Origin of the sequence: Mesorhizobium sp. M0618, assembly GCF_040320765.1 — a bacterium.
Classification (GTDB): domain Bacteria; phylum Pseudomonadota; class Alphaproteobacteria; order Rhizobiales; family Rhizobiaceae; genus Mesorhizobium.
This window is the reverse complement of the sequence record NZ_JAMYQH010000011.1, coordinates 35,291-55,094: the sequence shown is the minus strand read 5'-3', so window position 1 is coordinate 55,094 and position 19,804 is coordinate 35,291. Positions and strand designations below refer to the sequence as shown.

At 60.5% G+C, this 19,804-nt stretch carries 20 protein-coding genes; 16 read left to right on the top strand and 4 right to left on the bottom strand.

What is annotated here, in order from left to right; translation table 11 throughout:
- Positions 1-69: 69 nt before the first annotated feature.
- The 3 genes from NKJ04_RS13980 to NKJ04_RS13970 form a co-directional block, all read right to left on the bottom strand.
- A complete protein-coding gene (locus tag NKJ04_RS13980; RefSeq protein ID WP_352675859.1) occupies positions 70-690 on the bottom strand; it encodes a nitrogen fixation protein NifQ in 621 nt (206 codons plus the stop codon).
- 358 nt (positions 691-1,048) lie between these two features.
- Entirely contained in the window at positions 1,049-1,240 is a 192-nt protein-coding gene (locus tag NKJ04_RS13975) for a ferredoxin (RefSeq protein ID WP_502896777.1), read from the bottom strand.
- A 39-nt stretch (positions 1,241-1,279) separates the two neighbouring features.
- Entirely contained in the window at positions 1,280-2,497 is a 1,218-nt protein-coding gene (locus NKJ04_RS13970; RefSeq protein WP_352675688.1) for a cytochrome P450, read from the bottom strand.
- A gap of 415 nt (positions 2,498-2,912) precedes the next feature.
- Between NKJ04_RS13970 and NKJ04_RS13965 the strand changes: the two genes are divergently transcribed.
- Positions 2,913-3,212 (top strand): hypothetical protein, encoded by a 300-nt coding sequence (locus NKJ04_RS13965; RefSeq protein ID WP_352675687.1) that lies wholly within the window; start codon positions 2,913-2,915, stop codon positions 3,210-3,212.
- A 138-nt stretch (positions 3,213-3,350) separates the two neighbouring features.
- Here the strand turns inward: NKJ04_RS13965 and NKJ04_RS13960 are convergent, their stop codons facing one another.
- Positions 3,351-4,433 carry a hemin-degrading factor gene (locus NKJ04_RS13960; protein WP_352675686.1) on the bottom strand — a complete coding sequence of 361 codons (1,083 nt, stop codon included), beginning with the start codon at positions 4,431-4,433 and terminating at the stop codon, positions 3,351-3,353.
- Positions 4,434-5,114: 681 nt separating this feature from the next.
- Here NKJ04_RS13960 and NKJ04_RS13955 point away from each other — a divergent pair.
- The 15 genes from NKJ04_RS13955 (at position 5,115) to NKJ04_RS13885 (ending at position 19,801) form a co-directional block, all read left to right on the top strand.
- The gene (locus tag NKJ04_RS13955; protein ID WP_023766895.1) at positions 5,115-5,435 is read left to right on the top strand and encodes a HesB/IscA family protein; all 321 of its coding nucleotides are present in this window, start codon (positions 5,115-5,117) and stop codon (positions 5,433-5,435) included.
- 431 nt (positions 5,436-5,866) lie between these two features.
- Positions 5,867-7,033 (top strand): cysteine desulfurase NifS, encoded by a 1,167-nt coding sequence (nifS, locus tag NKJ04_RS13950; protein WP_352675684.1) that lies wholly within the window; start codon positions 5,867-5,869, stop codon positions 7,031-7,033.
- Between the two features lie 25 nt (positions 7,034-7,058).
- Positions 7,059-8,267 (top strand): homocitrate synthase, encoded by a 1,209-nt coding sequence (gene nifV, locus NKJ04_RS13945; protein ID WP_352675683.1) that lies wholly within the window; start codon positions 7,059-7,061, stop codon positions 8,265-8,267.
- Positions 8,264-8,644, top strand: coding sequence for a nitrogenase stabilizing/protective protein NifW (gene nifW / locus NKJ04_RS13940; RefSeq protein WP_352675681.1), 381 nt, complete (start codon positions 8,264-8,266; stop codon positions 8,642-8,644). The genes nifV and nifW overlap by 4 nt, the downstream gene beginning before the upstream one ends.
- Before the next feature lie 187 nt (positions 8,645-8,831).
- Positions 8,832-9,683, top strand: a complete 852-nt coding sequence (locus tag NKJ04_RS13935) for an electron transfer flavoprotein subunit beta/FixA family protein (protein ID WP_352675679.1) — start codon at positions 8,832-8,834, stop codon at positions 9,681-9,683.
- A 16-nt stretch (positions 9,684-9,699) separates the two neighbouring features.
- Complete coding sequence (locus NKJ04_RS13930) at positions 9,700-10,809, top strand: electron transfer flavoprotein subunit alpha/FixB family protein (RefSeq protein WP_023760372.1); 1,110 nt, start codon at positions 9,700-9,702, stop codon at positions 10,807-10,809.
- A gap of 9 nt (positions 10,810-10,818) precedes the next feature.
- Positions 10,819-12,126 (top strand): FAD-dependent oxidoreductase, encoded by a 1,308-nt coding sequence (locus NKJ04_RS13925; RefSeq protein ID WP_352675676.1) that lies wholly within the window; start codon positions 10,819-10,821, stop codon positions 12,124-12,126.
- Positions 12,127-12,137: 11 nt separating this feature from the next.
- Positions 12,138-12,437, top strand: a complete 300-nt coding sequence (locus NKJ04_RS13920) for a ferredoxin family protein (protein ID WP_023678245.1) — start codon at positions 12,138-12,140, stop codon at positions 12,435-12,437.
- Between the two features lie 179 nt (positions 12,438-12,616).
- Entirely contained in the window at positions 12,617-14,380 is a 1,764-nt protein-coding gene (gene nifA / locus NKJ04_RS13915; protein WP_502897918.1) for a nif-specific transcriptional activator NifA, read from the top strand.
- Between the two features lie 239 nt (positions 14,381-14,619).
- Positions 14,620-16,095, top strand: coding sequence for a nitrogenase cofactor biosynthesis protein NifB (gene nifB, locus NKJ04_RS13910; RefSeq protein ID WP_352675674.1), 1,476 nt, complete (start codon positions 14,620-14,622; stop codon positions 16,093-16,095).
- Between the two features lie 32 nt (positions 16,096-16,127).
- On the top strand, positions 16,128-16,322 hold the full coding sequence (locus NKJ04_RS13905; RefSeq protein WP_023672218.1) for a 4Fe-4S dicluster domain-containing protein: 195 nt from the start codon (positions 16,128-16,130) through the stop codon (positions 16,320-16,322).
- Positions 16,323-16,418: 96 nt separating this feature from the next.
- Positions 16,419-16,736: a nitrogen fixation protein NifZ gene (locus NKJ04_RS13900; RefSeq protein WP_023736294.1), complete on the top strand. Its 318-nt coding sequence runs from the start codon at positions 16,419-16,421 to the stop codon at positions 16,734-16,736.
- Complete coding sequence (nifT, locus tag NKJ04_RS13895; protein WP_023813715.1) at positions 16,733-16,945, top strand: putative nitrogen fixation protein NifT; 213 nt, start codon at positions 16,733-16,735, stop codon at positions 16,943-16,945. The genes NKJ04_RS13900 and nifT overlap by 4 nt, the downstream gene beginning before the upstream one ends.
- Positions 16,946-16,978: 33 nt before the next feature.
- Positions 16,979-17,884, top strand: coding sequence for an SIR2 family NAD-dependent protein deacylase (locus NKJ04_RS13890; RefSeq protein WP_031213722.1), 906 nt, complete (start codon positions 16,979-16,981; stop codon positions 17,882-17,884).
- 72 nt (positions 17,885-17,956) lie between these two features.
- Positions 17,957-19,801, top strand: coding sequence for an ABC transporter ATP-binding protein (locus NKJ04_RS13885; protein WP_352675671.1), 1,845 nt, complete (start codon positions 17,957-17,959; stop codon positions 19,799-19,801).
- Positions 19,802-19,804 lie beyond the last annotated feature (3 nt).

Here is a 19,804-nt window from a genome sequence, read left to right as displayed (position 1 = left end):
GTCGACATTCGGCAAGAGACATATGGCGCGGCGCGAGCGCTGCGGCTGTACGACAGACGAAAGCGGTTCTCAATCCGAGGCGATGCCGTTCTTAATCCGTGTGAGGCGGCTTTCGCCTTCCTCCGGGCCGAAGCAGCTTTCGACATCATTGCATTCCCGGCAACTGGGCGCGCTGCACAGCGAAAAACCTTCGGCCTCGCAGAGCTTGCGGTAAAAGTATTTCTTCCATTTCATGTTTTGGGTGTTGCCGGCCGCCAGCGTCGGAAAATGCGAGGCGAGCAGGCGGCCGAGGTCGGTTCGATCAAAAAGGCCAAGGTCCTGCCAGAGGTGGTCATTGCGCATGGCACGCCGGGCGATGATCCTGGCGAAGCGGGCGCTCGCCTTGTCGCCCGGCCGGGCATGCGCCAGCAGCAGTCCGTGCAGAAGTTCTTCCTCCGGATCCGGCTCGGGCTCGCTCACCTCTTTCAAGGCAAACGCGTTGATAGGAAAAGCAGGGAAACAGCGGACCAGGACATAGCGCAACTCGGCGCGCGAAAGTCCGGTTGCCTCCGTCGCCGTCGCCTCGCCGGCTTGGATCTCCTCGAGCGCACGTGAAAGCACACAGGCTAGCACATGCTGGTCGAACCTCCTCTCCAGCTCAATGTGCGGCCATTGGCCGGTGCTGAGTCGGGCATAATGTTGGGCAAATATGGTGCGTTCTCCTGCTTTCGTCCTATCAAATCATGCAGAGACCCGGCCTGCCGCAACATGGGTCGGGCAGTTCTTCGGTATGGCACTCCGGGTCGCCTCGCGTCGAGTAGTTCGGCAATTCTCGTCTGGTCCATCGGCTCTGACGCAAATTCTGTGATTGGAAGAGGTGTTCGCGAACCCCTGCCCTGCCGATTTGCGCCTCACGGGGAACACTGGCGCCGGAAATGCCCCCGCAGAGTTGGACGTGGGACCGTGCAGGCCAAACGCCGCGTGCTGAGTGCGGCCACATGGTCGGCCCCATTCAAGCCCGCCAGACTCACGGTTGAATGACATCAGATTCAGAGCGTCAGAGAGAGCGTCAGAGAGTGAGTTCCAGCGCACGTTCAGGACAGGATCGCACGCCTCGTGACGCAGGCAGTTCCTCCCCTTCCGCAACTTCAATGTCACCAGGCAGGATGTAACCGTCATCATCGAGTTTGAAGATGTCAGGCGCTTGCGCCGCGCATCGCGCGTGGCCCTGGCATTTGGGCTTTTGGACGATGATGCGCATGGCACTGCCTCCATTGTTTGTGCCCGGCTCGGGGCGGGCCTAAGACCAGTCCAGGATCAAATTTTCGATCCCGAACACATGGCCGCCAGAAGTTATCGGCGCCGTACCCTGCTTGATCCTGAAAGCCGGGACGCGCGCCAGCCACTCCTCCAGGCCAATGACAATCTCCCGCCGGGCAAGGTGTGAGCCAAGGCAACGGTGGGGACCATAGCCAAACGCTGCGTGGCGGTTGTCCTCCCGCTCTAAATCAATCGTGTTGGGGCATTCGAATTCCGCCGGGTCACGATTGGCAATCATCGTGGCGCAGGAAACATAGTCCCCCTTCCGGATCGGCGCGCCTTCGAAGTCGATATCTTTCGTGGCCACGCGGATCAACTGAATGGGCGGATAGGCCCGCAGCAATTCTTCGGTTGCGAGCGGGATGCGGTCCGGTTCGCTCCGCAGCAATTGCTGATCTTTGAGGTTGCGCGCGAGGTACGCCAAGTCAAAGCCTATAGCTGCTGCGACCGTGTCGAGCCCAGCGACGAAGACAAGCACGCCGATGCCGCGGACTTGGGTGTCCGTCAGCCGGCGGCCCTCGACCTGTGCCTGCACGATAAAGGTCATGAAATCGTCAACCGCCTCGTCGCGGCGCATCGCTGCAAGTTCGTCGATGAATGCCACGATCGTCCGGGCAGCCACAGGTCGTTCCTTATCGTCGCCGTGGAGCAGATCTTTCCCCCAGCCGACGAATGTATCGAGTCGGTCATCAGGCAACCCCAGAAAGCGAAGAAAGGTGCTCACCGCGAAAGGAAAGGCAAAATCCTTCATCACGTCGCAGCTTGTGCCCGACGCGGCGATCCTTTCGATCAGCTCGACCGCCCGTTCGCGGACAGCCGGTTCCAAAGCCAACACCCGCTTTGGCGAAAGCAGCGGATTGAGCAGTGAGCGAAAGACGCCATGGGCCGGTGGATCGAGCTCAAGCGGGATCGTCGGCCAGTTTTCACCCAGTATGGAGGAGAAGATGCTGCGATGGCTGGAAAAAGTCTCTGAGTCCTGCAGCACCCTACGCTGGTCCGCGGCACGGGTGATGACCCAGGTACCCCGGCCATCTTGAGTGTTGTAGCGGGAGTAAAAGATCGGAGGCCCGTCATGTACGCAAGCGACAGCTGCGTGTGGATCCCCGTTGGGTGTTGGTGGCATCCCTGGCGATGTAAACAGGCTGAAGTCCCTCACCATTTCGGGCGGGACATGATCTGGAACGGGGTTGGTCGCCATTTTGTTTTCTCTACATTGGCGTTCATGGCTCGATTGAGATTGCACCGCTGTTCATAAAGTCGATTTCCAGCATGAGCACGTCTCTTGTCGGGCGCGTTCGAGATCTGTCGCCCGATCAGCCCACTGCCAGCGCGATGAGATCGGTTGCGAAGTCAATCCGAAGGGCATCTCCGCCGCGCTGCGGTCAGAAGCAAAGCCGCCGCTTATCCCGTTATGGTTGAGAGGCGATCAATCACCGTTGAGCTCCGTGACGCACTGCTGACACCCCGCTGGCCAAATTGTCAAAGCAAGTCGCGTGCCGGATAGGCGTACCCCTGGCCTGCACCAAGCGACGCCAGCCTGAACTGGGCCGCCGCCGCTAAGTTGATGATCACCTGTCCATCATTCTTAGGACAACGTCCGACAACCGACATCCGTGGTCGGTTTTGTCGAGTCCGCGACATCGGGCTGTTCGGCTTGGCTGCTGCTGCACAGCCCTCCGGTCGACGAACGAGGAGATCGCCTCGCGCGGCCCGCATTGAGCAACGATGCGATCCAGCGCAAGGATCGGGTGCGATCCGACAAGACCCGACGGCGTTTGATCGGAAATATCAGCAAGGTCGAGCCGCGCTTCGGTTCGGCGCTGATGGCGTATTTATCGCTCGCAGGCGCTGCAACGATTTTCGGTCAGACGGCGATGCACTCGTGCGCAGCAGTCCGGCCGCGACGAGCTTGACTGTATCGATGCGGTCAATTTCCGGCGTGCACACCCAACCGTCCGTATGCGCTTATGACGGCAAGCCTTTCCGCACATGGAGCTAAATACCTCGCGAGCTGCTGTCGGAACGTGCTGCCGAGTCCTATGGCGGCCGGTTCAATCCGAGGGCCTGTCGGCACTCTCCACATCCGGACCGGGAACACATGGCAGACTCTCGGCCAGAAACCGCCAGTCGCTGCCCTCGCGTTCGCCTTCCTTGCGCCTGCCGAAGAACTGGATGATCATCTTGCCGTCCGCGCCATAGGCTTCAATGGACGTGACGTGACCGTCCCTCGTCGGCTTGCGCACGGCCCAGACCTCGCGGATGCGATGGGTCCTAAGATGCAGATGGAAGGTCTCGTCGAGCACATTGATCCGCGGCCCGATCTGCTTGACCGACTTGATCGGGCCGGAATGGATCTGGATGCAACCACGATTGCCGACAAAGCACATGATCGGCATCTCGTCTTCGGCCGCCTGTTGGAACAGGGCGCCAACGGCATCATTGTCGAGCAGCCAGGCGTTATCCTCGTCGGCCATACGCATAGCCTGGCAGCGGCTGAGCTTCAGTGTCTTCAACATATGATAGAACTGATGCACGTCGCTTAGCCGGCCCCAGTGCTCGCGTAGGTCGTCGACCGTGGCGGCGTGGTCTGGACTCACTGCGTTATCGCGCGCCCCGCTCGGCTCGAGCGATATGATCGGCTCCTGATCGGAGGATACAAGCTCTGCCGTCAGATCCTGATAGGCCTGCAGGTTCGAGGCGGGCCTGAGATGAGCTTTGTGCATCGCCTCGCCGGTGGCATCAAAAAATTGCAGGCTGCGGCGGATCTCGGCTCCCTCGCGCTTCTCGACGGCGAAGCCATACGCCCACGCTTTCGGGAAGATGCGCAGGTCGATCCCGTCGCCGAGCAATATCGCATGCTGGTTGCCGGTGACCACTTTGCCGTAGAGGCCGATCTTTTGGTGCACGGCACTTTCGTTGCTGGTGACTGCCATCACCTCGCCGACCGCTTCGAGGCCGGTCAGCAGATCATCGACGCGCGGCTCGATGCGCACCGCGCCATGACCACAATGCGCCGCGACCAACTCGACTTCCGAAATGCCCAATCGAGCGGCGAGATCATGCTCCCGGATTTTCGGATTGTCTTTGCACGCCCGCCGGATTTCGTCCGGCGACGGTTTCTCGCGTTGGTCCATGCTTACCCCTGTTTCTACCGACGTGTGAGGATCATCTGCCCTGCCCGGGAATCTTCAGCCGATAAGGCGCGCCGAAATGCTCGATCCTGATCTGCTGCTGGCCCATGAACAAGGTGTCTGGACAGCGTGCGCACGGCGTCGCACCCGTGCGAAAACCGGCGAGCAGGCACATGCCGATGGCATCCCGTTGAGCCGGTCGGCGGCTACGGGGCGGTGGTGAGCGAGTGTGGGTGTTGTCGCAATCGGCCAAGCGGGCATTCGGATGCCACGGGCGGCGCTGCTTTGCCAAGCGAGGCGTATCTGACCCGGTCCTGACATGTTGCTCCCTTGCTTCGCCCCATCCATCGCGAGGGCACCCACGGCATGATTGTGGATCGGCATGCTCATGCCGCCTCGCCAAACGGAGCCTCAAAAACCGTGCCAATTGCGCCGAAGCAAGCTCAGAAGAAGTTCTGTATTTGGTGATGTGAGTTCAACCAAGAACTCAGGCCCAACATCCCTCGTGGCAGACCCGACAAACCCGACAGTACGTGTCGGTTGGCCGACAGCTTCGCAGCAATGCACTCACAAGAAGCACGGCAGTGTCAGAGATGCCGCGCTGTGTTGAAACGTTTTTTTCGCTTTGGCACGGTGCATGCGACGTGATGCGCAAGCAGGTCCCGGACTGAGGAGAATGGAGCCATGATTACGCTCACCGACAACGCTGTTGCTGCCTTCAAGACTGCTCTTTCCCGCGCCAGCGAGCCGGCGGAAGGTTTTCGCATCATGGTCGAGGCCGGCGGCTGCGCCGGCTTCAAATACTTAATGGGCCTGGAGAGCGTGTCGCGCGAGGGCGACGCGATCACTGGCACAAATGGGATCAAGCTGTTCGTGGACGCGGGTTCCCAACCACATGTCGCCGGCATGACCGTTGACTTCCTCACCGGGCTCGAATCTTCCGGCTTTGTCTTCGATAACCCCAATGCGCGCGAGAAGTGCGGCTGCGGCAAGTCCTTCAGTTAAACGCCCGAAGCGCCTATGCGGCCGTCGGACTCATTTTGCGGCAGAGGAGACTTATATGGCCGGCACGACAGATGTCCCCGTCCTAAAGACCAAGGAAAACGGATCTCGGGACCGCCATTCGCTTCCGGTAGGGTGCAAAGAACGCCGCCTCCCGAAACAGCTCGGGTCCTGGTGTCACCCGAGCTGCTTGCGGACAGATCGCGCTGCTGTGCCAAATTCGGCTCATCGATAACGTTATCGCGTTCGGGCGTCCTTACGGCTGACGGCGGCCACTGCGAACATGTCCATCTCGACGGAGATCCGGTCTGCGTCAAACACTCCGGGCGTCTGCGCGGGCTGCCAGTTCAGGCCCATTATCATCAACGGCATGCGCCAGAGGCTCAACGAGTCGGTCCGCGCCGCGTCATTCTGGTCAACTGAGGATCGCACCTATGAAGCCTGTCTACCTCGACAACAACGCAACCACACGGGTCGATCCTGCGGTCCTGCAAGCGATGTTGCCGCTCTTTAGGGATCAATTCGCCAACCCTTCGTCGGCGCACGCTCTTGGCGCCTCAGTCAGTGCGGCGGTGAGAAAGGCGCGGAGGCAGTTGCAAGCGCTGATCGGCGCGGAGTTCGACGATGAGATCACCTTCACCTCGGGTGGGACAGAAAGCGACAATGCAGCGCTTCTTTCAGCGCTCGAGGCGGCGCCCAACCGAACCGAGATCGTTACGTCCGCGGTCGAGCATCCCGCCGTGCTGACGCTTTGCGCGCATCTTGAGAAGACCCGCCGCGTCAAGGTGCACAGGATCCCGGTGGATTGCCGTGGCCGGCTCGACCTCGACGCCTATATGGCCGCCCTCACCCCACAGGTGGCAATCGTTTCCATAATGTGGGCGAACAACGAGACTGGTGTGATCTTCCCTGTGGCCAGGCTTGCCGAGTTGGCCAAGGAAGCGGGCGCCCTATTCCATACCGATGCTGTACAGGCGGTCGGCAAGCTTCCGATGGACCTGAAGTCGACCTCAATCGACATGCTGTCGCTCTCCGGCCACAAGCTGCACGGGCCGAAAGGGATCGGTGCGCTTTTCGTAAAACGTGGCGTCAACTTCCATTCGCTGATCAAGGGGGGTCACCAAGAACACAACCGGCGTGCTGGCACCGAGAATACGCCCGGCATAGCCGGGCTCGGCACGGCGGCCGAACTCGCCTTGAAATTCATGGACGACGAGACCACACGGGTAAAGTCGCTCCGCGATCGTCTGGAGGGCGGGATCCTCCAGCGCATCCCAGGCACCTGTGTCACTGGTGATCCCCTGGAACGGTTGCCCAACACCGCAAACATCTCCTTCGAACATGTCGACAGTGATGGAATTCCACTTCTCCTCAGCCGCATTGGCATCGCGTGTTCCTCTGGCTCGGCCTGCACCTCCGGCTCTCTGGAACCAAGCCATGTCCTAAGCGCGATGAAAACGCCGCACGCGGCAGTCCGCTTCTCCTTGGCGCGGGACAACAGCGAAGAGGATATCGACCGGGTGCTCGAGGTCATGCCGGCAATCGTGGGGAAGCTGCGCAGCTTTTTCGGTTCTGGGCCGGGTAATCCGGTCTATGCGTGAGCGGCAGAAGAACAGGCTACCGGTGATGACCCGTCATGTCTCTCTCAACGATACGACGTTGCGCGATGGCGAGCAGGCGCCGGGCGTCGCCTTTACCACGACGGAAAAGCTGGAGATCGCTGAGTCTCTTGCGGCGGCCGGCGTGACAGAGATCGAGATCGGCACGCCGGTCATGGGCGTCGACGAGATCGAAACAATTCGCGCCGTGGTCGCGCGGCGTCTTCCGGTTCGGCTCATGGCCTGGTGCCGGATGACGTCGTTGGATCTCGATGCAGCGATCGAGAGCGGGGTCCAAGCGGTCAATTTGTCGCTGCCTGCGTCGGACATCCAACTTGCCGCCAAGCTCGGCCTCGACAAGGCGGGAGCGCTCCAGGTCATCAATGATATGGTCAGGCGCGCCGCCGCCGCCGGCTTCTTCGTCGCGGTGGGGTGCGAGGATGCCTCGCGGGCCAATCGGGATCATCTCGCCCGCGTCATCGAGACGGCCGCACGCGCCGGCGCAAGCCGCGTGAGGCTGGCCGACACAGTCGGTGTTCTCGACCCGTTTTCAACCTTCGAACTTGTCGCCCAGCTCGTGGTGCAGTCTCCAATCGACCTTGAATTTCATGCGCACAACGATCTCGGACTTGCTGGCGCCAACACGCTAGCCGCGATCCGCGCAGGCGCGCGCCATGCCTCCGTCACCGTCCTGGGGCTCGGCGAGCGTGCGGGCAATGCCGCGCTGGAAGAGGTGGCCGCCGCGATGGCGGTCTTCGGCGGCGCAGATACCGGCATCGAGCTGACCGCATTGCCCAGCCTCGCCGCCCAGGTGGCTTGGGCCGCCCGCCGGCAGACCGCGGCCACTAAGCCGGTCGTCGGCGCCGATGTTTTCACCCACGAATCCGGCATTCACGTCGCAGGGCTGCTGAAGGACTCGCGTACTTATCAGGGGCTTGATCCGGCTCTCGTGGGCCGCTGCCGGCGGATCGTCATCGGCAAGCATTCCGGCGCCACTGCGATTGCCCATGTGCTGAGCGAAAGCGGTCGCGATCTCGACCCGGATCTGGCAGCCGCGATGGTGGCCCGCGTCCGGCGCGAGGCGGCCGAGACCAAATCGACGGTCACTGCAACTCAACTGGTCGAGCTCTACGATAAAATGTGCAGCGAGGCGTCCGTCTTCGAGCTGTGCGGGTCCAGGTCAGCCGTGCGCGCGCGCGCAAAGGCCACAGTTTTGCGACCAGGGAGAATGCAATGAATTGTTCCGCTGACAGCCGCCCCATCGATGTCACAGACATCCTCGCACGACTGAAGCGCCTGTCGGCTGCGGAGGAGTTCTTCTCAGTCCTTGGCGTCTCCTATGACCCGAAGGTGCTGAATGTCTCGCGGCTCCATATAATGAAGCGCGTGGGCCAATACCTTGCCGAAGAAGATTTCTCCGGTCTGCCCGACCAGGTGATTGCCGCGAGGGTGCGCGCGACGCTCGAACGCGCTTACGAAGACTTTGCGATTTCCTCGCCGCTCACGCATCGGGTCTTCAAGGTGCTCAAAGACCACGATCCGAACAAACCTGCCGCGCCGGCTCACACCTTTGTCCCGTTCGACTCGGTGCTGAAGCGGTTCGGACGGGAATGACCGCCGACAAGGGTTGCGACGCGACAATGTCGAGCAGCCGACAAATCCGGTCATCACCACAGCCCCCTCAGAAGCAACCAGCCGAAGTTGTGGGAAAGGGGGCAGCGCAAGAGCCTTGGCACGAATTATGCGGGTCAAGGAGATAACCGCAATGCCCGCACCCGATAGGAGCCTAGAGAAACCGCCAATGCACATCGTAATCTGCATCAAGCAGGTGCCGGACTCGGCACAGATAAGGGTCCATCCGGTGACGAACACGATCATGCGCCAGGGTGTTCCGACCATCATCAACCCTTACGACCTGTTCGCCCTCGAAGAAGCGCTCAGACTGCGCGATGCCTATGGCGGCGAAGTCACTGTGCTCACCATGGGTCCGCCCATGGCAGAGGACGCGCTGCGCAAGGCGCTCGGCTACGGCGCCGACCGAGCGGTGCTCTTGACCGACCGCTATTTTGCCGGCTCCGACACGCTGGCGACCTCGTTCGCCCTTTCACAGGCAATCGCGAAGGTCGGCGAAACGTTCGGCACGCCAGACCTCGTCTTCACCGGCAAGCAGACGATCGATGGCGACACCGCCCAGGTCGGGCCCGGCATCGCCAAGCGCCTCGGACTCCTGCAACTGACCTATGTTGCGAAGATCCCCTCTATTGACCTTGCTGCAGGCGAGATCAAGGTCGAGCGCCGCTCCGAAGGCGGCACACAGATGCTGAAGAGCAGGCTGCCTTGCCTCATCACCATGCTGGAAGGCACAAACGAGATCCGCCGGGGCTCGATCCACGACGCCTTGTGCGCCGCGCGCAGCGAGGTCTTGAAATGGAGTGCGGCCGACGCCGGCATTGAGGATCTCACCAAATGCGGCCTGCGCGGCTCACCGACCGTCGTCAAGCGTGTTTTCGCCCCCCCTGCGCGGTCTGAAAAGGCGGCGCTAATCGACACCGCCGAGATGCCCTTGCGCGATGTCGCTGACGAACTCATCACCGCAATCTTCACCCGCCAGCCGGCGCTGGAACATGAGCTCGCCTTCAACGGCGGCGCATGACGGCAAGGAGCAAACGATGTCGACCGCGAACCGAGAAACCCCTCGCCCTGCCGCCGGCCGCGCCGGCATAAAGAAGGAGCTGCCCGCCCATTTCAAGGACTACCGGCACGTCTGGGTCTTCATCGAGCTCGAACGCGGCCAGGTCCATCCCGTATCATTCGAACTGCTCGGCGAAGGCCGCAAATTAGCAGACAAGCTTGAGGTCCAGCTTGCAGGCGTCGTGCTCGGACCGCCGGGAGAGGCCGTCGGGAACGCCGTTGCCGAAGCATTCGCTTATGGTGCTGACCTTGTCTACATCGCCGAGGCGCCCCTGCTCGCCGACTATCGGAACGAGCCTTTCACCAAGGCGATGACGGATCTGGTCGATACCCACAAACCCGAAATCCTTCTTCTCGGTGCCACCACACTCGGCAGGGATCTTGCCGGCTCCGTGGCGACGACCTTGCAGACGGGGCTCACGGCCGACTGCACCGAACTCGATGTGGATACCGACAGTTCGCTCGCCGCCACGCGCCCGACTTTCGGCGGTTCCTTGTTGTGCACGATCTATACGCTCAATTTCCGCCCGCAGATGGCGACAGTGCGACCGAGGGTCATGCCCATGCCGCAGCGGACGGATAAACCGGTCGGGCGTGTCATCCGGCACAAGCTCTCGCTTGCCGAGGACGAGATCGCTACCAAAGTCCTCGGCTTCCTGCCGGACAATCAGTCGGCGAAGGCAAACCTTGCCTATGCCGACGTCGTGGTTGCGGGAGGCCTTGGTCTTGGCGCGGCGGAGAACCTGCAGCTTGTGAAGAACCTCGCGCGAGCAATCGGCGCCGAGCACGGCTGTTCGCGCCCGTTGGTCCAGAAGAGCTGGATGCCAGCTGATCGGCAGATCGGCCAGACTGGTAAGACCATCCGGCCGAAGCTTTACATAGCGGCCGGGATTTCCGGCGCCGTCCAGCATCGGGTTGGCGTCGAGGGGGCGGATCTCATCGTGGCCATCAACACCGACCCGAACGCGCCGATTTTCGATTTCGCTCACCTCGGAATCGTCACCGACGCGATCCGCTTCCTGCCCGCACTGACGGAAGCCTTCACCCGGCGGCTGTCGCCCCACAGTCGCGATAAGCTTGCGAGCTAAGGGACGGACATGATCGAGGAAAACTTCGACGCCATTGTTGTTGGGGCAGGCATGTCCGGAAACGCAGCTGCTTACACCATGGCCAGCCATGGCCTGAAGGTGCTGCAGTTGGAGCGGGGTGAATATCCGGGCTCCAAGAATGTCCAGGGTGCCATCATGTACGCGGACATGCTGGAGAAGATCATCCCGGATTTCCGGGATGATGCGCCTCTCGAGCGGCATTTGGTTGAACAGCGGCTTTGGGTGATGGACGACACATCCCATACCGGGATTCACTATCGGTCGGACGACTTCAATGAGGCCAAGCCCAACCGATACACGATCATCCGTGCCCAGTTCGACAAATGGTTTTCGCGTAAGGTGCGCGAGGCCGGCGCGACGGTTCTGTGCGAGACGACCGTGACGGAGCTCATCCGTGACGCCAAGGACAGGGTGGTCGGCGTCCGCACAGATCGGGCCGGCGGAGCCATCTACGCGAACGTGGTCGTTCTCGCAGAAGGTGTCTGCGGACTGCTTGGCACGCGAGCCGGCCTGCGCCAGATGCCGAAGCCGCAAACCGTGGCGCTCGCCGTTAAGGAAATGCATTTCCTGCCCGAAGAGGTCATTGAGCAGCGGTTCGGCGTCAAGGGCGATGAAGGCTGCGTGATCGAGGCGGTGGGCACGACCTCCCGCAGCATGGCCGGGCTCGGCTTCCTCTACACCAACAAGGAGTCGATCTCACTGGGCATTGGCTGCCTCGTCTCCGATTTTGCCGCGATGGTCGAGAGCCCCTACGTTCTCCTTGATGCCTTAAAGAGCCATCCTTCGATCCGGCCGCTGATCGCCGGCTCGGAAGTGAAAGAATATTCCGCGCATCTCATTCCCGAAGGCGGCTACAAGGCTATTCCGCAGCTGTTTGGCGACGGTTGGGTCGTGGTCGGCGATGCCGCGCAACTGAACAACGCCATTCACCGCGAGGGTTCGAACCTCGCCATGACCTCCGGCCGCATCGCGGCTGAGGCAATCATCGAGGTCAACAGCCGCAACGCTCCTATGACCAAACGAAATCTCGCTCTTTACAAAGCCATGCTGGACAAGTCCTTCGTGGTCAAGGACCTAAAGAAATACAAAGATATGCCGGCCTTGCTCCACACCAATTCCTGCAATTACTTCACAACTTATCCGCGGTTGATGTCGCAAGCCGCGCAGAACTTCATGCGTGTCGACGGCACGCCGAAGATCGAGAAGGAAAAGGCGACCACGGCGGCCTTCATCAAGGCGCGCTCGCGTTGGGGGCTGGTCAGCGACGCGGTCCGCCTTGCATTGGCGTGGCGCTGAAGGGAGACGAAATGACGATCGCAGTGACAAAGTCACGTGTCGAGGACAAGCTTTACCAGAACCGCTACTTGGTGGATTCCGGCCGCCCGCATATCAAAGTGCGACCGCACGAGAGGCCAAGCGCGAACTTGCTCGCGCTTACCCACGTCTGCCCGGCGAAATGTTATGAGTTGAACGACAAAGGTCAAGTGGAGATCACTGCTGACGGCTGCATGGAGTGCGGCACCTGCCGGATTTTGTGTGAGACCAGTGGCGAGATCGAGTGGAACTATCCACGCGGCGGTTTCGGAGTCCTCTTCAAATTCGGATGACCGACGCACGCACGTATTAAGAGGGTTGATCTTGATACAGTTTAGGTCTCGCCCAACGCCAAGTCTATTTTCTTTGCTTCGATCGTCGCTTTGACGAAGAGAAGCTCGTGAATACTGTGCTTTCAGAATTCAGATAAAAAAGGAGGAGCACTCTGGACGACAACCCCTGAGGTGTTTCCATGACCCACGGACCGCAAGATCGGGTCGACGAGGTTGGACCTCGGGAGACCCGCCCTGAACCGCCCATCAAAAGCATGCCCCAATCAAATATCGCGCTCAGAGGACTCTACGAGATATCGAAGGTGCTGACCGCCCCCAGCGAGCTGGAGATTACGCTCGCCAATGTCGTGAACGTCCTGCCTTCATTTCTGCAGATGCGTCACGGAGCAATCGTCGTCCTGGACGCTGAAGGAGAGCTGGAGATTGCCGCGACTGCCGGCAATACCCACGTACGTCAATCAGGCACTCGCCGCGTCATACCACAGGCCGTAACAGATCAAATCGTCGCTACGGGGACGCCGCTCTTCATACCGGACGTGCGCAAGTCCCAACTATTTCAGGCTGATCTTCAAACGTCTTCGAGCATCGGAACCATCCCAATTGCCTTTATCGGTATCCCGCTAAAGGCTGATCATGATATCCTTGGGACATTGTCGATCGACCGCGCCGGAGACGGCGCCACCGACTTTCGCGACGACGAGGACATTTATTTCCTGACGATGGTCGCCAATCTTGTCGGCCGGACCATCCGCCTCCATCGCGCCCTGAGTACAGATCGTCAGCGGTGTGGCCATGGGCAATCGGGACCGGAGAAATCGCCCAACGAGGGGAGGACCTACGACCCTGCCCGGAATGCGGATGCCAAAATCGACGGGATCATCGGGGAAAGCCCCGCACTCAAGCAGGTGCTCGAAACCGTCTCGGTCGTAGCAGGGACCAATTCCACCGTGCTTCTGCGGGGTGAAAGCGGCACCGGCAAGGAATTCTTTGCGCAGGCCATCCATAAGCTCTCACGTCGGAGGAAGAAGTCTTTCGCCAAATTGAACTGCGCCGCACTGTCTGAAAGCGTTCTGGAGTCAGAACTGTTTGGGCATGAAAAGGGCGCTTTCACGGGTGCTATCTCCCAGCGCGCCGGTCGTTTTGAATTGGCAAATGAGGGAACGCTGCTACTTGATGAAATCGGCGAGATTTCGCCGGCCTTTCAAGCCAAGCTGTTGCGTGTCTTGCAGGAAGGCGAGTTGGAGCGAGTCGGCGGCACCAAAACGCTACAGGTCGACGTGCGCCTCATATGCGCCACCAACAAGGACCTCGAGACGGCCGTCATAAAAGGGGAGTTCAGGGCCGACCTTTATTACCGCATCAATGTCGTGCCAATTATCCTGCCTCCGCTCAGAGAGCGAACCGGCGATATTCCACGCCTTGCGAACGCCTTCCTCAACCGGTTCAACAAGGAGAACGATCGCTCACTAGCCTTCGCGGCGCCGGCGCTTGACCTGATCTCGCAATGTTACTTCCCTGGTAACGTCCGCGAGCTGGAGAACTGCGTCCAAAGGACGGCCACACTTGCGCGCTCAAGGACGATCACTCCATCCGATTTCGCCTGTAAGAAGGGCCAGTGCCTTTCCTGGCTCCTCTGGAAGCGAGCCGACCGCTCGAATGGCGGCAATGCCATCGACGATCTCGCACGGGTCAACGCAGTGCCGGTCGGATTGCGGCTGCCGGCCAGTTGCATCGGTGCCTCCGCAGGCAAGATATCTCCCTTTACGGCCGGCGATCCGAACGATCCCACTTGTCCCCCGCGTCTGGCGGAACGCGACCGGGTGATCGACGCGATGGACAAGGCCGGTTGGGTTCAGGCCAGGGCGGCTCGTATCCTCGGCCTCACGCCGCGGCAAGTCGGCTACGCCCTGCGCCGGCATGGTATCGTGGTGAAGAAATTCTAGACGTCGTTATGACGTCAACCGTAAGCAGCCCGGAGTGGTCTCGTTCACACTTTGCGCGCCCAAGGCTGGTAGCCTCGCGACCCTATTTGCGTGTCCACTGTCGTAAGCCCGACAAAGGTGTGTCGGAGCAATCCGAAGGAATCTGACACGACAAGCCTATTCGTGAACCGAAACAGCTCTTTGAGCTGGCATAGCTCTTGCGCTTTGAACTGCGACATCACGCAGCAACGGAGCCGTTCATGTCTGCACCGGCAATTTCGCTTGAGAGCCTCAGCACGACATACGGTGACCAGTTGCTTGGCACCATGAAACCCGGTGGCTGCGCGTCATCCTGCGGCTCGTCGACAAAGCCCGACGACACGGATCCGGCTGTCTGGGAGAAGATCAAGGATCACCCCTGCTTTTCAGAAGAGGCGCATCACTATTTCGCGCGCATGCACGTCGCGGTCGCGCCGGGCTGCAACATCCAGTGCAACTACTGCAATCGCAAATATGACTGCGCCAACGAAAGCCGGCCTGGGGTGGCCTCTGAAAAGCTGACGCCCGACCAGGCGCTACGCAAGGTGATCGCGGTCGCCAGCGAGGTGCCGCAGCTTTCCGTGCTCGGCATCGCCGGACCGGGCGATGCCTGTTACGACTGGAAGAAGACGAAGGCGACCTTCGCCAGGGTCGCCAGGGAAATCCCAGACATCAAGTTTTGCATCTCCACGAATGGGCTCGCGCTACCGGACCATGTCGATGAGCTTGCCGACATGAATGTCGATCACGTGACGATCACCATCAACATGGTCGACCCTGAGGTCGGTGCAAAGATCTATCCTTGGATCTTTTACGACCATCGCCGCTACGTCGGCATCGAAGCCGCCCGGATGCTGCACGAGCGGCAGATGTTGGGCCTGGAGATGCTGACCGCGCGCGGCATCCTCACCAAAATCAATTCGGTGATGATTCCTGGCGTGAACGATGAGCATCTGATCGAGGTGAATAGATGCGTCAAGGAGCGAGGCGCGTTCCTGCACAACCTCATGCCGCTGATTTCGGACCCGGCGCACGGCACGCACTACGGACTGAGTGGGCAGCGCGGCCCAAACGCAAAGGAGCTGAAGGCTCTTCAGGATCGTCTCGAAGGCGGCGCCCAGTTGATGCGCCACTGCCGGCAGTGCCGGGCAGATGCCGTCGGCATGCTTGGCGAGGATCGTGGCCAGGAATTCAGGGCCGACCGGATTCCCGGCGAGGTCACCTACGATGCCAGCAAGCGTAAGGCCTATCGGGAGCTGGTCGCGCAGGAGCGCCGTGATCACGTGGCGGCCAGAAGTGAAGCGATCGGATTGGTCAAGGCAGCGAGGCCCGGCAAATCCGTCCTCTTCGCGGTGGCGACCAAGGGCGGCGGCCGCGTCAACGAACATTTCGGCCATGCGAAGGAATTCCAGGTTTATCAAGCCTCGCCGAGGGGGATCAGCTTTGTTGGGCATCGCAAGGTCGAGCAGTATTGTCTCGGCGGCCGGAGCGCAGAGGCCACCCTCGATGGCATCATCGCAGCCCTTCAAGGCATAGATATCGTGCTGTGCGCCAGGATTGGAACTTGCCCGCAGGATCAGCTCGCGGAGGCTGGAATCCAAGCGACCGATGCTTATGCCCATGACTATATCGAGACGGCAATCAGCGCGATTTACACCGCCACGTCAGGGGCCCCCGCACTCGCGGCGACGGCCTGAGCTGTCTCATTTCATTCGGACCAGGAGTTAAAATGGCTTTCAAGATCATCGCATCCCAATGCACCCAATGCGGCGCCTGCGAATTCGAATGTCCTTCCGGCGCGATCAAGTTCAAAGGCGAGAGCTACGTGATCGAGTCCCAGAAGTGCACCGAATGCGAGGGGGTCTTCGATGCGCAGCAATGTGCCTCGGTATGCCCGGTGCCGAAGACCTGCGTTCCTGCGTGACCACATGGGCTGCCGACATGGTTGGGGCTGCCTACGCAGGACGCCTGGAGCGCCTTGTTCACAATCTGCAGCCCCACGAGAAATCAGGGAACGGACATGTCGCTCGGACGCGAAGAGGAGATCGAAATCCGCAGGCCTCCACGATTCATGCCGGGAGAGCGGGTACGTGCCACTCGCCACATAAAGAATGACGGCACCTATCCTGGCAGGGAGATCGGCGAAAATCTCGTGCGCAAGGGCGACGAGGGATATGTGCGCGACATCGGCACCTTTCTCCAGCAGTTCTTCATCTATGCGGTCGAGTGGATCGACCGTGGCACCGTCGTCGGCATGCGAGCGCGTGAACTGATGAGCCTCGAGAAAGCCGAGTCCTGCAGTGCTGAAAGCAATTCCAATGAAGGGACGGCCAGATGAAAGTCATGATCCGCAGGACCGATGCTGGCTTGTCGGCGTATGTCCCCAAAAAAGACCTCGAAGAGCCGATCATCAAGCTCGAGAAGGAAGAGTTGTGGGGCGGAACTATCACGCTCCGGAACGGGTGGCGGCTCGTCTTACCCGATCTCCCACGGGATACGCGTCTGCCGATCACTGTCGAGGCAAGGAAGGTTTCCGAAGAGGACTGATGCTGCCGCTAAGTGCGTCGCGAGGAAACGAGCATGAATACGATCCTGACATCGGGCCACCTTGTCATAGTGCGGGACAGTTTTGCCGATAAGCTGCTTGACCTGGCGAAGGCAGCGCTCGCCGCCGATGAGGTGATCCCCTATCTCGGTCCGGGTCTTCTTGGGTTCAACTGTGCGGAACCGCCTGTGCCGCATACTCCGGAGGTCGTTGCCGCGGCACTCAATGCACGGGCGCCCGCCCCTTCCAGGATCCGCACCAATATGTGGTCGGTTGCGCAGTTCATCGAACAGCGCCGGCATCGCCGGACGCTTCAAGCTTGGATGACCGAGATATTCGCAGCGCCGGTGAGGCCAACCCTCCTCCACGCCTGGCTCGCAAGGCTGCCGCTCTCCCTCATCATCGACAGCTGGTATGACAGCGCGATGCGCACGGCTCTCGTGGAGACCGGCCGAACGGACGTCGTTGAGATACAAGGCGTCACGCGGGCGAACGAAATCGGCAACATTTGGACAAAAACCTACGATTTGTCCGGGAGGGAGCTCGACGCCCGATCGGGGGCAAAGACGGTCCTCTATGCACCTCACGGGAGTAGTAGGCCCTCGCAAAACTTTCTCGTCGCAGATTCCGACTATGTCGAAGTCCTGACCGAAATTGATATCCAGACACCTATCCCTGACGTGGTGAAGGAACGGCGCATCACCCGTGGATTTTTCTTCGTTGGCTGCCGCTTCAACGATCAAATGCTGCGCACCTACGCCAGACAGATCATGAAGCGCTCCCGCGGTCCCTATTGCACCGTAATGGACGCGGAAACCCTGACCAGAAACGAAGCGCGTTTCCTTGCGGCAAGCGGAATCACGGTGATCGACATGCCACTTAGTCAAGCGGCGGCTCGGCTTCTGGGAACGGGCAAGGCTGCAGGTTGTGGACAGGATTAAAATGGCGGTCGCCTTTGATGATGCGTCCTTCGGCTTTCCTCGAAGGCGCAAAATGCAGTCGGGAATACACCCGTGAACAGTGATGCTGTCGGCAGCGCAACGGACGCTCTCAATTCGTTGACCCATGTTGAAGCGGCGCGCTGGGGCCGGGATTTGAGTACGCTGTTGCGCATAACGCGCATGAATTTTCGGCATCCCTGGCAGGTCGCCTTCGCTATGGGCTCGACGATCATGGCGGCAATCCTCCAGTTGCTCATTCCCCAGCTTCTCGGCCGGGCTGTCGACCAGGCCCAGACAGCCATCGGGGGCGGTGTCGCCGGGAGCGCGGCAGGACAAGCGCTCTGGACCCCGGCTCTCCTGCTGCTCGCCGTCAGCGCGCTACGCGGCCTTTTCACGATGGCGCAGAACTATTTTGCCGAAGCCGTCGGGCATCATGTCGCGTACGAACTGCGGCTCGCCTACTACGACAAGATCCAGCGTCTCAGCTTTTCCTTTCACGATCGGGTCCATTCAGGCGATCTGATCACCATAGGAATGCTCGATCTCCAAGGCGTGCGGATGTATTTTTCCACCGCGCTCGTTCGCGTGGTCCTGCTCACCATGCTGATCGGGGTCGGCGCTTACATGATGATCTCGATCGATCTCATGCTCGGCCTGGTCGCGCTGAGCTTCGTGCCTTTTGTCGCCTGGCGCTCATCGACCACACAGCTTAGGCTGCGCGCCACCTGGCTCGACCTCTATGAGCGCCTTTCGGTACTAAGCCGCGTGATGAAGGAAAATCTCGCAGGCATCCGCGTGGTCCGCGCTTTTGCGGCTCAATCCTATGAGATGCTGAAGTTCGACCGCGCTTCCAAGACCGCGCTCGGCCTCGCCAACGATCTCGTTGACATCTACGTACCCAGCACGTCGGCGATGACCTTGTCCTTCTTTTTCGCAATGGGATTGGTGCTTTGGATAGGTGGCAACAAGCTCATCGCTGGCGAGATCAGCGTCGGAACGATGGCGACCTTCCTGACCTTCATGACCATCCTGCAAATGCCAGTCCGCCAGATCGGCCTCATGGTCAATGCCTTTGCCCGCGCTTCCAGCTGCGGTTCCCGGCTTTTCGGTCTCCTCGATCAGGAGATCACGATCAGGGATGCTCTCGAGGCCAGACCGCTTGAGATAAGCGACGGCACTCTACGCTTCCACAATGTCTCATTTGCGTACCCCAATGTCGAAAACCGCGCCATTCTGAAGAACCTCAGCTTTGAGGCCCGGAGAGGCGAGACGATCGCGATCGTCGGTCCGCAGGGTTCCGGCAAATCGACGATGGCTCATCTGATCCCCCGCTTTTACGACGTGACCGGTGGCGCCATCACGTTGGACGGCCAGGACATACGCAATGTCACCCTCGAGAGCCTTCGCAAGGTGGTTGCCGTTGTACAGCAGGATGCGTTCCTGTTCACCACCACGATTGAGAACAACATCGCTTATGGCGACCCCTGGGCGAAGAGACAGCGAATTGAACGCGCTGGCGAATTCGCCCAGCTCCACAACTACATCCTCGGGCTCCCAGCAGGGTATGAGACGGTCGTGGGCGAACGCGGCGTCTCTCTCTCTGGCGGCCAGCGCCAGCGTCTCACGATTGCTCGCACCATGATGCTGCGCCCCTCTGTCGTCGTTTTCGACGACTCGATGGCCGCGATCGATGCCGGCACCGAGCAGCGCATTCGCGCGGCGACGCGGCGCTTCGCCAAGGATCGGGTGACGATCATCATCGCGCACCGGCTGAGTGCGCTTCTGCATGCCGATCAGATCCTTTTTGTCGATAACGGCGAAATCGTAGAACGCGGCACGCATGAAGAGCTTCTGGCGAAGCGGGGACGCTACAGGGCCCTTTACGATCTCCAGACGCGCCCAGGTGATAGCATATGACCC